Raw genomic sequence first — 13,660 nt, 5'->3', positions numbered from 1 at the left:
CGCCGCCGAGGTGGTGCTGGCCGGCGGGGTGGAGTCGATGTCGCAGGTGGAGCACTACGCGCTGCTGCGCGGCGGCACCCGCGGCGACGTCACCCTGGCCGACCGGCTGGTGCGGGCCCGCGAGACCGCGGGCGGGCGCTCCCACCCGGTGCCCGGCGGGATGCTGGAGACCGCGGAGAACCTGCGGCGCCGCTACCGGATCGGCCGGCAGGAGCAGGACGCCCTGGCGCTGCGCTCCCACCAGCGGGCGGTCGCCGCCCAGCAGACCGGCCGGTTCGCCGAGGAGCTGGTGCCGGTGCGGGTGCCGGGACGCCGCGGACGCCCCGACGTCGTGGTCGACCGTGACGAGCACCCACGCGCCGACGCCAGCGCGGAGGCGCTGGCGGCGCTCCATCCGGTGCTGGCCGCCGACGACCCCGGGGCCACCGTCACCGCCGGTAACGCCAGCGGGCAGAACGACGGCGCGGCGGTCTGCCTGGTGACCCGGCGCAGCACCGCCGAGCGGCGCGGGTGGACGCCGGTGCTGGCGCTGCGCTCGTGGGCGGTGGCCGGGGTCGGGCCGGAGGTGATGGGCCTCGGACCGGTGGGCGCCACCGCACGCGCGCTCGAGCGGGCCGGGCTGACGCTGGACGACCTCGACGTCATCGAGCTGAACGAGGCCTTCGCCGCCCAGGTGCTGGCCTGCCTGCGCGAGTGGCGGCTGGACCCCGAGGACGAGCGGCTCAACCCCAACGGCTCGGGCATCTCCCTCGGCCACCCGGTCGGCGCCACCGGTGCGCGGATCCTGGCCACCCTGGCCGGCGAGCTCGGACGCCGCGACGCCCGTCTCGGTCTGGAGACGCTGTGCATCGGTGGCGGGCAGGGCATCGCCGCGGTGGTGGAACGGCTCGGCTGACCGCGGGCCGACCGCCCGGCTCACCACACGTCCCAGCTGGACCCGGTGCCCCGCACCCACAGCGAGCACCCCCGGGTCGAGCCCCGACGCACCCCACGGCAGGACGGCATCGGATCGGGGCGCTGCGGGTCGGTCTCGTAGGTGATCCCGTCCTCGACGTAGCGCCGCGGGGGGATCCAGTGCTCCCGGGCGAGCTGGTAGCCGTTGATGAACACCTCGCAGTCGCAGCCGCCCACCTGGCCGAGCCGCCGGACGAGCGCGGTGGCCCGCGGCGCCCGCAGGTCGCGGTAGCGCGTCGCCCAGCGCAGCTCGGTGGTGCACCCGAACTGGTCGAGCATGCGGTCGAGGTAGCACAGCAGGCACTCCCCGTCAGCCGGCTCGGTCAGCTCCGTGGCGAGCGCCCGGAGCTCGCGCTCGGTCTCCTCGAGCAGGGTGTTCGTCGTCATGGGCCGACCGAACCAGACGGCACCGACACATCCGGGTCGGCGGCGGTTCAGAACCGCCAGCGGGTGGCCCCGCCCGGCTCGACCGCCCCCACGGCGTGGGCGGCGCGGGCGTCCAGCCGGAACAGGTGCCAGGGCGGCCCGCCCGCCGACGGGGCGCTGAACGGTGCGGTCAGCGCCACCCCGGAGGCGTCCACCTCGCACGGCCAGCCCTCCTCGCTGGCGTAACGGTGCGCGGTCCGAGCCACCACCTCGGGGTCCTCGACCCGCTCGGCGACGCCCTCGACGACCAGGTCGAACTCGCGCACGGAGACCGCCATCGCGCACCTCGGATCACGGGTGAGGTTGCGTCCGCGCCGGGTGGCGAGCCCGGTGACGAACCAGAAGCAGCCCTCGCCCCAGACCGCGCCGAGGGCGTTGACGTGCGGGCTGCCGTCGGCGTTGGTCGTGGTCAGCCAGCAGGTGTGCCGGTCGGGGCCATCGCTGTCGGGGCCGACCGCGAAGCCGGCGTCCAGCCGGGTGCGGACGGCGTCCCAGCTCATCTCGGGCAGGTCGTAGCGTGTCGCCAGGTTCCTCGTGTCCATACCTGCTGCGACCCCGGCCACGGCGCGGGCTCATCGCAGCCCGCGGACGTCAGCCGACGACCCGGCTGAGGAAGGTGCTGTGCGGGCTCGGGCGGTAGCCGCCGAACGGGCCGCACGGCCGGAACCCGGCGGAGGTGTAGAGCGCCCGGGCCGGGGCGAACGCGGCCGCCGTGCCGGTCTCCAGGCTGACCCGGGTGCAGCCGTCGGCGACGGCCCGCTCGACCAGCGCGTCGAGCAGCCGGCGGGCCAGCCCGCGTCCCCGGAGCTCGGCCCGGGTGTGCATCGACTTCAGCTCGGCGTGGGCGGCCGACAGCCGGCGCAGCGCCCCGACCGCGGCCAGCCGACCGTCGCAGCGCAGCCCGTAGAAGGTGATGCCGGGCCCGCGCAGGGCGTCGACGTCGAGGGCGTGGACGTCCTCGGGCGGGCTGTGCAGCGCGGTGAACGCCAGGTGCTGGCCCAGCAGCTCTCGCACCTCCGCACTGCGGGGGTCGTGCACGCTCACCTGGGTATCGATCACGCGGGGAAGGTAGCCCGGCCCGGTGACGGTGGTGTGTCGACGGCGCGGGACGGGCCGCCGGGGCAGGGGCGTAGGTTGAGGGTGAGGAGGCCGACATGGCACGAGCAGACGACCAGGTCGCGGCGCTCGCCGCGGCGCTGGACCAGATGGCGATCATCCTGGCCGGCGTGCGCGAGGAGCACCGGCAGCTACCCACCCCCTGCGAGGAGTGGGACGTCGACGCGCTCGTCGCCCACGTGGTGGCCGGCCCGCGCAACTTCGCGCTGATGGGCGGCGGCGGGACACCGGACTGGGACACCCGGCAGGAGGTGCCGCTGCAGGAGGCGGCGACCCGCTTCCGCACCGGGGCCGAGGAGCTGCGCGAGACCTGGCAGCAGGGCGACGGCGGGAACGGGCTGGCCGGCTTCGCCGCCGCCGAGTTCGCCGTGCACGCCTGGGACCTGGCCCGGGCCACCGGTCAGTCGGTCCAGCTGGACCCCGCGGTCGCGCAGGCCGCGCTGGCGGTGATGCAGGAGTCACTCACCGAGGAGAACCGCGGGGACGCCTTCGGCGCGGAGGTGCCGGTCTCGCAGAACGAGCCCGCCTACATGCGGCTGGCCGCCTTCGCCGGGCGCGACCCGCACCGCTACGGCGTCGGGGAGGCCTCGTCGGCGGACTCGGACGAGGGCGACGTCCCGACGCCCTGACCTGCCGGCGTCGTCGGCGTCAGTGCTGCATGTCGACGAAGCGGGAGTAGTGGCCCTGGAAGGCCACCTCGACCGTCTTGGTGGGCCCGTTGCGGTGCTTGGCGACGATGAAGTCGGCCTCGCCCAACCGGGAGGACTCCTTGTCGTACATGTCCTCACGGTGCAGCAGGATCACCATGTCGGCGTCCTGCTCGAGGCTGCCGGACTCACGCAGGTCCGACAGCATCGGCTTCTTGTCGGTGCGCTGCTCGGGACCACGGTTGAGCTGCGACATCGCGATGATCGGGATCTCCAGCTCCTTGGCCAGCAGCTTGATCTGGCGGGAGAACTCCGAGACCTCCAGCTGGCGGGACTCCACCTTCTTGCCCGAGGTCATCAGCTGCATGTAGTCGATGATGATGAGCCGCAGGTCGTGGCGCTGCTTGAGCCGGCGGGCCTTGGCCCGGATCTCCATCATCGTCAGGTTCGGCGAGTCGTCGACGAACAGCGGCGCCTCGCTGACCTCACCCATCTTCTTCGCCAGCCGGGTCCAGTCCTCGTCGGTCATGGTGCCCTTGCGGATGTGGTTGAGCGGGATCTGCGCCTCGGCCGAGAGCAGCCGCATGGTGATCTCGGTCTTGCTCATCTCCAGGCTGAAGATCGCCGAGCACAGCCCGTTCTTGATCGACGCCGCCCGGGCGAAGTCCAGACCCAGGGTCGACTTCCCCACGGCGGGACGGGCCGCCAGGATGATCATCTGCCCGGCGTGCAGGCCGTTGGTGAGCTCGTCGAGCTCGATGAACCCGGTCGGGACGCCGGCCATGTCGCCGGAGCGGGAGCCGATCGCCTCGATCTCGTCCAGGGTGGACTCCATCAGCGCCGACAGCGGCTGGTAGTCCTCGCTGGTCTTGCCGTCGGTGACGGCGTACACCTCGGCCTGCGCGGCGTCGACCAGCTCGGAGACGTCGCCCTGCCCGGCGTAGCCCATCTGGGCGATCCGCACCGAGGCCTCCACCAGCCGGCGCAGGATCGCCTTCTCCCGGACGATCGCGGCGTAGTAGCCGGCGTTGGCGGCCACCGAGACGCTGGCCAGCAGGTCGTGCAGGTACACGTGGCCGCCCACCTTGGCGATCTCGCCACGCTTGGTGAGCTCGGCGGCGACGGTGATCGCATCAGCGGGCTCACCGCGTCCGTAGAGGTCGAGGATCGCCTCGTAGATGAACTCGTGCGCCGGGCGGTAGAAGTCGCGGCCCTTGACGGTGTCGACGACGTCGGCGATGGCGTCCTTGCTCATCAGCATCGCGCCGAGCACGCTCTGCTCGGCCTGCAGGTCCTGCGGCGGGGTGCGGTCGACGGCACGCGCCCCGGCGTCGAGATCCCTGACCTCGGCAATGCTCACCAGCTCGCTCCTCCCTTCGACGACCCGCCGCCCGACCGACGGCGGGCACCCGGTGCGGCTCTGCCCGGGCGTCCTCCCAGCCGCGGGCAGCGGGGTGCCGGAGCGTGCTGGGAAGGACTGCCTGCGACGCTACGACGCACCTCCGACAGTTCCCTCCGAGCGCGCTCCGCGCAGTCCCGGGTGCTGCTCGCCGGTTCACCATAGGGGCGTCGCGGAGCACCGCCAACCCCGGTTGTCCACAGGGGCTGTGCAGAACCGGTGGATGGCTGTGGAGACACGCTGGGGAGTTGTGCAGAACCTGGGCACAGGGGTGTGGACGTCCTCCCGATCGGGGTCGCGAAACCCGCTCTGACCAGGCATTTCGTCTGTGCAGAAGACACGGCTGGAAGAAATTTCGGCGGCTCGCCGGGCGCGGCGGCGGGCTTGACACGGGGCTCGGCGGCGTGCTGTGGGCGCCGAGTTGTACACAGAGGATGTGCATAGCTCGTATAGCGCGCACGGCGCTGATGATCTTGCTCCGACGGGGCCGGTGTGGTTGGTTCGCAGGTGCCCGACGTCCCCGGCCGGAGCCCGTCCGGTCGCCAGCGAAGGAGGCCCGACGTGCAGCGAGGCACCCGTCCCGGAGGTCATCGTGGCTGAGGGGGGTCGGCCCGCCCCGACCGCCGCCGCTGATCAGGAACCGCCCGGCCGGTGGAAGCTGATCGGCCCCGGCCTGATGGTCGCGGCCACCGGCGTCGGCGCCGGCGACCTGGTCGCCACCCTGGTCGCGGGGCAGAAGTTCGGCTACGCCCTGCTCTGGGTGGTGGTGCTGGGCTGTCTGCTCAAGATCATCCTGGTCGAGGGCGCCGGCCGGTTCTCCCTCGCCACCCAGAAGACGATCTTCCAGGGGTGGCGCTCGCTCGGGCTGTGGACGTCGATCTACTTCGGGCCCTACATCGTCGTGTGGGGCTTCGTCTACGGCGCCACCGCGATGCTCTCCACCGCGCTGCCGCTGGCCTCGCTGTTCCCGCAGGTGCCGCTGCCGGTGTTCGCGATCGCGTCCGGGCTGATCGGCTTCGTGCTGGTCTGGTTCAACCGCTACAGCGGCTTCGAGAAGATCACCGCCGTGCTGGTCGGGGTGATGTTCCTGACCGTCGTCGGGGCAGCCGTGCTCACCCTGCCCAACCTGCCGGACGTCCTCAGCGGTCTGGTGCCGCGGGTGCCGGAGGGCTCGATCGTCAACGTGCTCAGCGTGGCCGGCGGCGTCGGCGGGACGATCACGCTGGCCGCCTACGGCTACTGGTTGCGCGAGAAGGGCTGGCACGCCCCGAAGTTCATGAAGGTGATGCGGATCGACAACGCGATGGCCTACGTCGTCACCGGCGTCTTCGTCGTCGCGATGCTCATCGTCGGGGCGGAGCTGCTCCACTCCGCCGGCCTGGCGATCGACTCCGGCGACCGGGGGCTGCTGTCGCTGGCCGACGTGCTGTCGGAGCGCTACGGCGTCGTCTACGGCAAGGTCTTCCTGATCGGCTTCTGGGCCGCCTCGTTCTCCTCCATCCTCGGGGTGTGGAACGGGGTCTCGCTGATGTTCGCCGACTTCATCGGCCACAGCCGCGGGCTCGAGCCCGACCACCCCGACACCCGGGTCGGCGGGAAGTGGTTCAAGGTCTACCTGCTCTGGCTGACCTTCCCGCCGATCATCCTCGTCTTCGTCGGCGAACCGGTGCCGGTGATCCTGGCCTACGGCGTGCTGGGGGCGTTCTTCATGCCGTTCCTGGCGATCACCCTGCTGTGGCTGCTCAACACCCGCCACACGCCGGAGCCCTGGCGCAACAAGCTGCTCGGCAACGTCGGGCTCGGCCTGGTGGCGCTGTTCTTCGTGGTGCTGGCCGTCCAGCAGCTGCAGAGCGCGCTCAGCGACGTCACCGGCTGAGCGGCGAGCCCTCGCGGGCCATCTGGAACATCGGCCAGCCGTACCAGGTCGGGCCCGACGGGACGTCCACCGACACCCGGACGAACCCACGCCGACGGTAGAACGCCTCGGCCCGCGGGTTGCCGGTCATGATCCACAGGTAGCAGGCGTGCTCGCCGAGCAGGGCATCGGCCAGGGCTGCCCCCGCGCCGCCGCCGTGCACCGTGGCGAGGGTGTAGAGCGAGGTGAGCTGCAGCATCCCCGGCGGCCGGCTCAGGCCGAGCGCGTCGGCGTCGGGATAGCTGCTGAGCAGCCGGCGCTCCCAGTCCTCCCCGCCGCAGGTGCTGCGGGCGATCCCGACCACCCGACCGTCGTCGTCGCGGGCCACCAGGTGCCGGGCGGGGCCGGGGTCGGCGAGCTCGGCCTCCAGGTCGGTCACCAGCCGGTCGCGGGCCGCCCGCCGCTGCCCGACGAAGCCCGGCGGCAGCTGGGGGTAGGTCTCGGCCAGCGCCTGCAGGTGCACCTCGACCCACTCCCCGGCATCGGCCGGGGTCGGGACGTCGATCCGCCAACGGCCGGTCTGCGGGGTCACGCGCTCCTCCTCCTCGCCGGCTCGCGTCGCTGGAGCGGCCCCGCCATGATGCTCCGGTGGAGTCACTGCGCGCGGACCAGGCCCGGATGCACCTGGTGATGATGCTCGCCCTCACCTTCGGCACCGGGATCATCGACGCCGTCGGCTACCTCGGGCTGGACCGCGTCTTCACCGCCAACATGACCGGCAACGTGGTGATCCTCGGCATGGGTCTGGCCCGGGCCGAGGACCTGCCCGTGCTCGGCCCGGCGGTCGCGCTGGTGGCCTTCCTGCTCGGCGCCGGGATCGGCGGCCGCTCGCTGAAGGGTGCGCGGACCGGGTGGAGCGGCCGCAGCAGCGTGGTCTTCGCCGCGGTCGGGGCGCTGGTGCTGGGCACCGGGGTGGCCAGCCTGCTCGCGGTGCCCGAGGAGGGCACGGTCTGGGGTGGCGTGGTCACCGCGCTGCTCGGGCTGGCGATGGGCGCCCAGGCCGCCGCGGCCCGCCGGCTGGCTGTCGCCGACGTCACCACGGTGGTCGTCACCTCCACCATCGTGGGGCTGGCCGCAGAGTCCCGGCTGGCCGGCGGCACCGGCAAGAACGCCGGCCGCCGCGTGCTGGCGGTGCTGCTGATCCTGGCCGGGGCGGCCGCCGGGGCCCTGCTGCTCGAGGTGCACATCGGGCTCGGGATGGCGGTGGCCGGCGTGCTCGCCCTCGTGGTGGCGCTGGTCGGCCACCTGGCGCGGGAGCGGGTCGCCGCCGACGCGACACCCTGAGATCGTGTGCGCGGGAACGGTCCGCGGCGGCGGCACGCCGCGACACGCCGGCCGGGACGGAGATGACATGCGCGTGCCCAGGGTGCGCGGGAGGGGGAGGGGAGCTGATGGAGCGCTGGGACGCCGTCGGTGAGGTCGACGACCTCGAGGCCGAGCTGCTGGTGCAGGGGGACCACCTGCGCACGCTGATGGTGGCCAGCGCCGACGGGGCCGCGACCATCGCCGGCCGGGTCGGCACGCTCACCTCGCCGGCCGACCAGCGGCTGCTGCTCACCGCCCGCGCCGTGGCCGACGTGGTGCTGGTCGGGGCCGGCACGGTGCGCGCGGAGGGGTACGGGCCGCTGGTGGTCGAGGAGGACGTCAGCTCCCGCCGGCGCGCGCGGGGCCAGACCCCGCACCCCGGGCTGGCGGTCGTCACCGCCAGCGGCGACCTCGACCTGGACCACCCGCTGTTCACCGAGGCGGTCACCCGGCCGCTGGTGGTCACCACCGCCCGCTCCGCCCGGCTCGACCGGATCGCGCAGGTGGCCGACGTCGTCACCGCCGGCACCGACACCCTGGACGTCCGTGCTGCGGTCGCCGCGCTCCGCGCCCGTGGGCTGCGCCGGATCGGCTGCGAGGGCGGGGCCCGGCTCAACCAGGCGCTGGTGGCCGCCGGCCTGGTCGACGAGCTCGTGCTCACCACCGCACCGCTGCTGGTCGGTGGGGAGGCCGCGCGGATCGTCCACGGCGACGTGCTCGACCCGCCCCGGCCGCTGCGGCTGGTGGGCGTGCTGCGATCCGGCGACCACCTGTTCACCCGCTGGTCGCTGCGCTGAGGCAGCGGGCCAGCGGTCCGACGGTCAGAGCAGGCCGAGGGTGCGGGCCCGCTCGACGGCGGCCTCGCGCCCGTTCACCCCGAGCTTGCGGTACAGGTGGCGCAGGTGGGTCTTGAGGGTGTTGCCCGAGATGTAGAGCCGTTCGGCCACCGTGGCGAGCAGCAGGTCGGAGTCCAGGTGCTCCAGCACGTGCCGCTCGGCCGGGCTGAGCTCGATCTCCGCGGCCAGCAGCCGCCGCATCATCCGCGCCGCACGGGACCGGTCGACCTCCAGCCCGACGCGTTCGCAGGCCGCGTGCCACCGCACCCGGGCGCTCTCGGCGACGTCGGCGCGTCCGGCCCGGTCGGCGGCCACCGTGAGGGTCGACATCACCCCGATCGCCTCGCGGACCGACAGCGGCGGCCGCTCGTGCAGGTAGGGCCGGAGCAGCTCGACCGCCTCGTCCTCGCGGCCCGCCCGGGCCAGGATCCGGGCCCGGGTGAGGTCGACTGCCACCTGCTGGCCGGGGAACCCGATCGCCTCGAGCAGGTCGACCTCCTCCTGCGCCTCCTCCAGCCGGTCGGCCAGCAGATCGGCACGGAACGCGGCCACGGTGATCAGCGACCGCTGGAACGGCGTCAGCACCGGGTCGCCCTGGCGGAAGGCGTCCACCCGGTCCGAGGCCTCCCGGCCGTCGCCGAGCGCGGTCAGCATCACGTCGAGGTAGACCACGAGCGGTGTGGTGTCGGGTCGGGGCGGACGGGCGCTGACCCGGTCGAGGTGCTGTCGGGCCCCGGTCAGGTCAGACCCCTCCATCCGGATCCAGCTCTCGGCGAGGTGCGCCAGGGTGACCGCGGCCTGCTCGCCCTCGCCGCCCTCGCGCGCGGTCTCGAACGCCGCCAGCGCGGACTCCCGGGCCTGCCGGTACTCCCCGAGCAGCGCGAGCGCGAAGCTGTCGGTCGCCCGGGCCTCGCCCTGCAGCCACGGCACCCTCGCCAGACCGGCCAGGGTGGCCGCCTGCCGGGCGGTGGTGTGCGCGGCCTCCAGCTGGCCGTGGTGCAGCCGCCACAGCGCCTGCTCCGAGCGCAGCGCGGCCGTGGCCACGTGCTGCAGCCGGACGGTGTCGCCGGGCTCGCGCGCCGGCGGCTCCTCGGTGCCCAGCGTGTCGGGTCCGGCGGTGCCCAGCCGGTAGTTGGTGCAGCGGTCCAGCTTCAGCCGGAAGGCGTCCAGGTAGGCCTGTTGCAGCGGCGACAGCCGCCCCTCGGTGTCGGTGAGCAGCGCCTCCACGGTGCTCAACGCGGTGGCCGGGTCGGTGTCGGGGATGTGCGCCAGCCGCAGGTAGCCGCGCATCATCGCCACCCGCCAGTCCGGCAGGTGGGAGAGCCGGTCCAGCAGGGCGTCCAGCACGGCGGTGTCGCTGTGCAGCCGGGGTAGCAGCTCCTCGCCCAGGGTGGCGATGGCGGTGTCCTCGTCGCCGTCGGCCAGCAGCCGCTCGACGGCGGCGAGCCCCTGCCCCGAGCTGCGCAGCCACTCCACCACCCGGCGCCCGTGCTGCCGACCCTGCGGGGTGGCCCCTCCCGGCAGCCGGGCGGTCAGCGCCCGGCGCAGCACCGGGTTGAGCTCGACGGTGCCGGCGTCGAGCCAGCGCACCGGGACGCCGCTGAGCGCCAGCTCCGACAGCCGGGACCAGGCGTCGGGACGTCCGCTCACGCCAGCGGCGGACTCCGGGGTCAGCACGTCGAGGGCCGCCAGGTCGCCGAGGAGCGCCCGCTGGTCGGGTTCCAGTGGCCCGAGCACCTCGGTGCGGACGTAGTCGTCCAGCAGCACCGTCAGCTGGTGGGCCGCCCGGTCGTCGCCGTGGTGCTCGGCCAGCAGCCGCATCGCCGCCGACCAGCCGTGGGTGCAGGCGACCGGTGCCGCGGTGTCGCCCAGCTCGTCCGGGTCGTGCCCGCACAGCCGCAGCAGCGCGCGGTACTCCTCCTCGCTGAAGGCGAGCTGGCGGTCGGCGATCTCGGTCAGCACCCCGCGGGAGCGCAGCAGCCCGAGCGGCAGCGCCGGGGCGGTGCGGGTGATCAGCACCAGCCGGGCCCGGTCGGCCGACAGGATCCGGGCGACCAGCGGCTCGACGAGCCCGGGGGTGGGCAGCCGGTGCAGCTGGTCGACCACGACGACCGCCGCGTCGCCGTCCTCGCCTCGCTCCTCAGCCAGCGCCTGCACGGTCCGGTCGGCCGAGTGGGCCTCGAGCTGGACCCAGCGGGTCGCCGACCTCGCCCCGCGGCTGCGCAGCCAGGACGCCGCCGCGGTCGTCTTGCCGAACCCGGCCGGGGCCCGCAGCAGGGTGACCGGCCGCTCGACGGCGTGCTCGATCAGGGCGTGCAGGCGGGGACGCACCACGTGCGGGTCAGGGACCGGCGGCACGCCCGCGAGGGCGGCCGGACGCTGGTCGGTCAGGACGCACCCCCGTTCGTCCTCGTCGTCGAGCCGGCCCCCATGGTAACGAGGGTGGTCTCCGAGGGGTGATCTGAGTCACCCTCGGTTTCACCCCCGCTCACCCGACGCGGACGGACCGGTGGTGCCATGGTCTACCCAGGGGCCGCCTCTCGGGGGATGGGCAGCGCCTCCGGAGCCGCGAGCCGCACGGGTCGCGGCTCCGTCGCGTCCGACCCCCGCCCTTTTTCATCCGGGCCGCGGTGGGAACTCTCCTGTCACCTGCGACCAGTAGGGTCACCGTCGCAGCAGGCGAGCGAGAGGCAGAGGCATGGAGATCTGGACGGGCAAGCCCTACCCCCTGGGGGCGACCTACGACGGCAGCGGGGTGAACTTCGCGCTGTTCTCCGAGGCCGCCGAGTCGGTCGAGCTGTGCCTGGTCGACGACGACCTCAACGAGACCCGGGTGGAGCTGACGGAGGTCGACGGCTACGTCTGGCACGCCTACCTGCCGGGGATCCAGCCCGGCCAGCGCTACGGCTACCGCGTGCACGGCCCCTACGACCCGGCCGCCGGCCACCGCTGCAACCCGGCGAAGCTGCTGCTCGACCCCTACGCCAAGGCCATCGACGGCCAGATCGACGGTGACGAGTCGCTGTTCTCCTACCGCTTCGACGACCCGGAGGCGTTCAACGACGACGACTCTCTCGGCCACACCATGCTGTCGGTGGTCGTCAACCCCTACTTCGACTGGGGCTTCGACCGCCCGCCGGCCCACGAGTACCACGAGTCGGTGATCTACGAGGCCCACGTCAAGGGCCTGACGATGACCCACCCCGACATCCCCGAGGAGATCCGCGGCACCTACCAGGGGCTCGCGCACCCGGCGATCATCGACCACCTGACCAACCTGGGGGTGACCGCGATCGAGCTGATGCCGGTGCACCAGTTCGTCAACGACACCCACCTGGTGGAGAAGGGCCTGTCCAACTACTGGGGCTACAACACCATCGGCTTCCTCGCCCCGCACAACGGCTACTCCTCCTCCGGCACCCGCGGGCAGCAGACCACCGAGTTCAAGGCGATGGTCAAGGCGCTGCACGAGGCCGGCATCGAGGTGATCCTCGACGTGGTCTACAACCACACCGCCGAGGGCAACCACCTCGGCGAGACGATCGCCTTCCGCGGCATCGACAACGCCGCCTACTACCGGCTGGCCGACGACAAGCGGCACTACTACGACACCACGGGCACCGGCAACAGCCTGCTGATGCGCAACCCGCACGTGCTGCAGCTGATCATGGACTCGCTGCGCTACTGGGTGACCGAGATGCACGTGGACGGCTTCCGCTTCGACCTCGCCGCCACCCTGGCCCGGCAGTTCCACGAGGTGGACAAGCTGTCGGCCTTCTTCGACATCATCCAGCAGGACCCGGTGATCTCGCAGGTGAAGCTGATCGCCGAGCCGTGGGACCTCGGCGACGGTGGCTACCAGGTCGGTAACTTCCCGCCGCTGTGGACGGAGTGGAACGGCATGTACCGCGACACCGTCCGCGACTTCTGGCGCGGTGAGCCGGCCACCCTGCCCGAGTTCGCCTCCCGGCTCACCGGCAGCTCCGACCTCTACAACCACTCCGACCGCCGGCCCACCGCCTCGATCAACTTCATCACCGCCCACGACGGGTTCACCCTGCGCGACCTGGTCTCCTACAACGAGAAGCACAACGAGGCCAACGGCGAGGACGGCAACGACGGCGAGAGCCACAACCGGTCGTGGAACTCCGGTACGGAGGGCGAGACCGACGACGAGGCCGTCAACGCGCTGCGGCTGCAGCGGCAGCGCAACTTCATCACCACGCTGATGATCAGCCAGGGGGTGCCGATGCTCGCCCACGGCGACGAGCTCAGCCGCACCCAGCAGGGCAACAACAACGTCTACGCCCAGGACAACGAGCTCTCCTGGGTGGACTGGCAGCTCGACCAGGACGAGACCGACCTCATCGAGTTCACCCGGGCCGCGATCCGGCTCCGCCGCGAGCACCCGATCTTCCGCCGCCGTGACTTCCTGGCGGGGGAGGCGGCCAAGGGCGGGAGGTCGCAGCTGGGCGAGATCGAGTGGTTCCAGCCCGACGCCGACCCGATGAGCGACGCCGACTGGGAGCAGGGGTTCGCCCGCACCCTGATGGTCTTCCTCAACGGCGACGCCATCCCCGAGAAGGACACCCGGGGGCAGCGGGTGGTCGACGAGCGGTTCATCCTGATGTTCAACGCCCACACCGAGCCGGTCACCTTCACCCTCCCGGCCGAGGACTACGGCACCGGGTGGGTGGTCCGGCTCGACACCGCCACCGGCTACTCCGCGGTGCGCCGGGTCGACGCCGAGGCCGAGACGGTCGACGCCGGCCAGAGCGTGGACGTCCCCGGGCACTCGATGCTGGTGCTCTCGGCCACCTCGGTGCCGGAGGCCTCCCAGCAGGGCGCCGCCGAGCGGGCCGCCCAGGCGTCCAAGACCTCCTCGCGCCTGGCGATGCGGAGGCGTTGAGGCCTCAGCGCAGACGGACCGGCGCCTGGTCGAGCGAACGCAGACGCTCGACCAGGCGCCGGCGCACGTCCGGCCACTCCGCGGAGAGGATCGAGAACACCACGGTGTCGCGCCAGCTGCCGTCGGCCCGCAGCACGTGGTGGCGCAGCACCC

General features: G+C 73.1%; 12 protein-coding genes. 6 read left to right on the top strand and 6 right to left on the bottom strand.

The window, feature by feature from the left end; genetic code table 11:
- Positions 1-895, top strand: an 895-nt coding sequence (locus DVA66_RS08950; RefSeq protein WP_114559772.1) for an acetyl-CoA C-acyltransferase, incomplete at its 5' end; no start/stop codon positions are given.
- A 20-nt stretch (positions 896-915) separates the two neighbouring features.
- Here the strand turns inward: DVA66_RS08950 and DVA66_RS08945 are convergent.
- Genes DVA66_RS08945 through DVA66_RS08935 form a run of 3 tightly spaced genes read right to left on the bottom strand, consistent with a single transcriptional unit; the run spans position 916 to position 2,439 of the window.
- The gene (locus DVA66_RS08945; RefSeq protein WP_114559768.1) at positions 916-1,341 is read right to left on the bottom strand and encodes a DUF2695 domain-containing protein; all 426 of its coding nucleotides are present in this window, start codon (positions 1,339-1,341) and stop codon (positions 916-918) included.
- Positions 1,342-1,388: 47 nt separating this feature from the next.
- On the bottom strand, positions 1,389-1,922 hold the full coding sequence (locus DVA66_RS08940) for a pyridoxamine 5'-phosphate oxidase family protein (protein ID WP_114559767.1): 534 nt from the start codon (positions 1,920-1,922) through the stop codon (positions 1,389-1,391).
- Between the two features lie 49 nt (positions 1,923-1,971).
- Positions 1,972-2,439, bottom strand: coding sequence for a GNAT family N-acetyltransferase (locus DVA66_RS08935; protein WP_198671608.1), 468 nt, complete (start codon positions 2,437-2,439; stop codon positions 1,972-1,974).
- A gap of 95 nt (positions 2,440-2,534) precedes the next feature.
- On the opposite strand from DVA66_RS08935, the gene DVA66_RS08930 reads away from it, so the two are divergent.
- Positions 2,535-3,125, top strand: a complete 591-nt coding sequence (locus DVA66_RS08930) for a TIGR03086 family metal-binding protein (protein ID WP_114559766.1) — start codon at positions 2,535-2,537, stop codon at positions 3,123-3,125.
- A 19-nt stretch (positions 3,126-3,144) separates the two neighbouring features.
- On the opposite strand, the gene dnaB is transcribed toward DVA66_RS08930, so the two are convergent.
- On the bottom strand, positions 3,145-4,497 hold the full coding sequence (gene dnaB, locus DVA66_RS08925) for a replicative DNA helicase (protein ID WP_232821859.1): 1,353 nt from the start codon (positions 4,495-4,497) through the stop codon (positions 3,145-3,147).
- A 637-nt stretch (positions 4,498-5,134) separates the two neighbouring features.
- On the opposite strand from dnaB, the gene DVA66_RS08920 reads away from it, so the two are divergent.
- Positions 5,135-6,418, top strand: a complete 1,284-nt coding sequence (locus DVA66_RS08920; protein WP_232821858.1) for an Nramp family divalent metal transporter — start codon at positions 5,135-5,137, stop codon at positions 6,416-6,418.
- Here the strand turns inward: DVA66_RS08920 and DVA66_RS08915 are convergent.
- On the bottom strand, positions 6,408-6,989 hold the full coding sequence (locus DVA66_RS08915; RefSeq protein WP_114559764.1) for a GNAT family N-acetyltransferase: 582 nt from the start codon (positions 6,987-6,989) through the stop codon (positions 6,408-6,410). The two genes, DVA66_RS08920 and DVA66_RS08915, sit on opposite strands and share 11 nt — an antisense overlap.
- Positions 6,990-7,045: 56 nt before the next feature.
- On the opposite strand from DVA66_RS08915, the gene DVA66_RS08910 reads away from it, so the two are divergent.
- Both DVA66_RS08910 and DVA66_RS08905 read left to right on the top strand, forming a co-directional pair.
- A complete protein-coding gene (locus DVA66_RS08910; protein WP_232821857.1) occupies positions 7,046-7,741 on the top strand; it encodes a DUF1275 family protein in 696 nt (231 codons plus the stop codon).
- A gap of 107 nt (positions 7,742-7,848) precedes the next feature.
- Positions 7,849-8,559 carry a pyrimidine reductase family protein gene (locus tag DVA66_RS08905; protein WP_157973924.1) on the top strand — a complete coding sequence of 237 codons (711 nt, stop codon included), beginning with the start codon at positions 7,849-7,851 and terminating at the stop codon, positions 8,557-8,559.
- A gap of 24 nt (positions 8,560-8,583) precedes the next feature.
- Here the strand turns inward: DVA66_RS08905 and DVA66_RS08900 are convergent, their stop codons facing one another.
- Positions 8,584-10,956: a LuxR C-terminal-related transcriptional regulator gene (locus DVA66_RS08900; protein WP_157973923.1), complete on the bottom strand. Its 2,373-nt coding sequence runs from the start codon at positions 10,954-10,956 to the stop codon at positions 8,584-8,586.
- Positions 10,957-11,296: 340 nt separating this feature from the next.
- On the opposite strand from DVA66_RS08900, the gene glgX reads away from it, so the two are divergent.
- Positions 11,297-13,507: a glycogen debranching protein GlgX gene (glgX, locus tag DVA66_RS08895; RefSeq protein ID WP_114559761.1), complete on the top strand. Its 2,211-nt coding sequence runs from the start codon at positions 11,297-11,299 to the stop codon at positions 13,505-13,507.
- Positions 13,508-13,660: the final 153 nt, after the last annotated feature.

The organism is Desertihabitans aurantiacus (assembly GCF_003344635.1).
In the GTDB taxonomy this organism is placed as follows: domain Bacteria; phylum Actinomycetota; class Actinomycetes; order Propionibacteriales; family Propionibacteriaceae; genus Desertihabitans; species Desertihabitans aurantiacus.
This window is presented reverse-complemented; position numbering and strand designations above follow the sequence as displayed.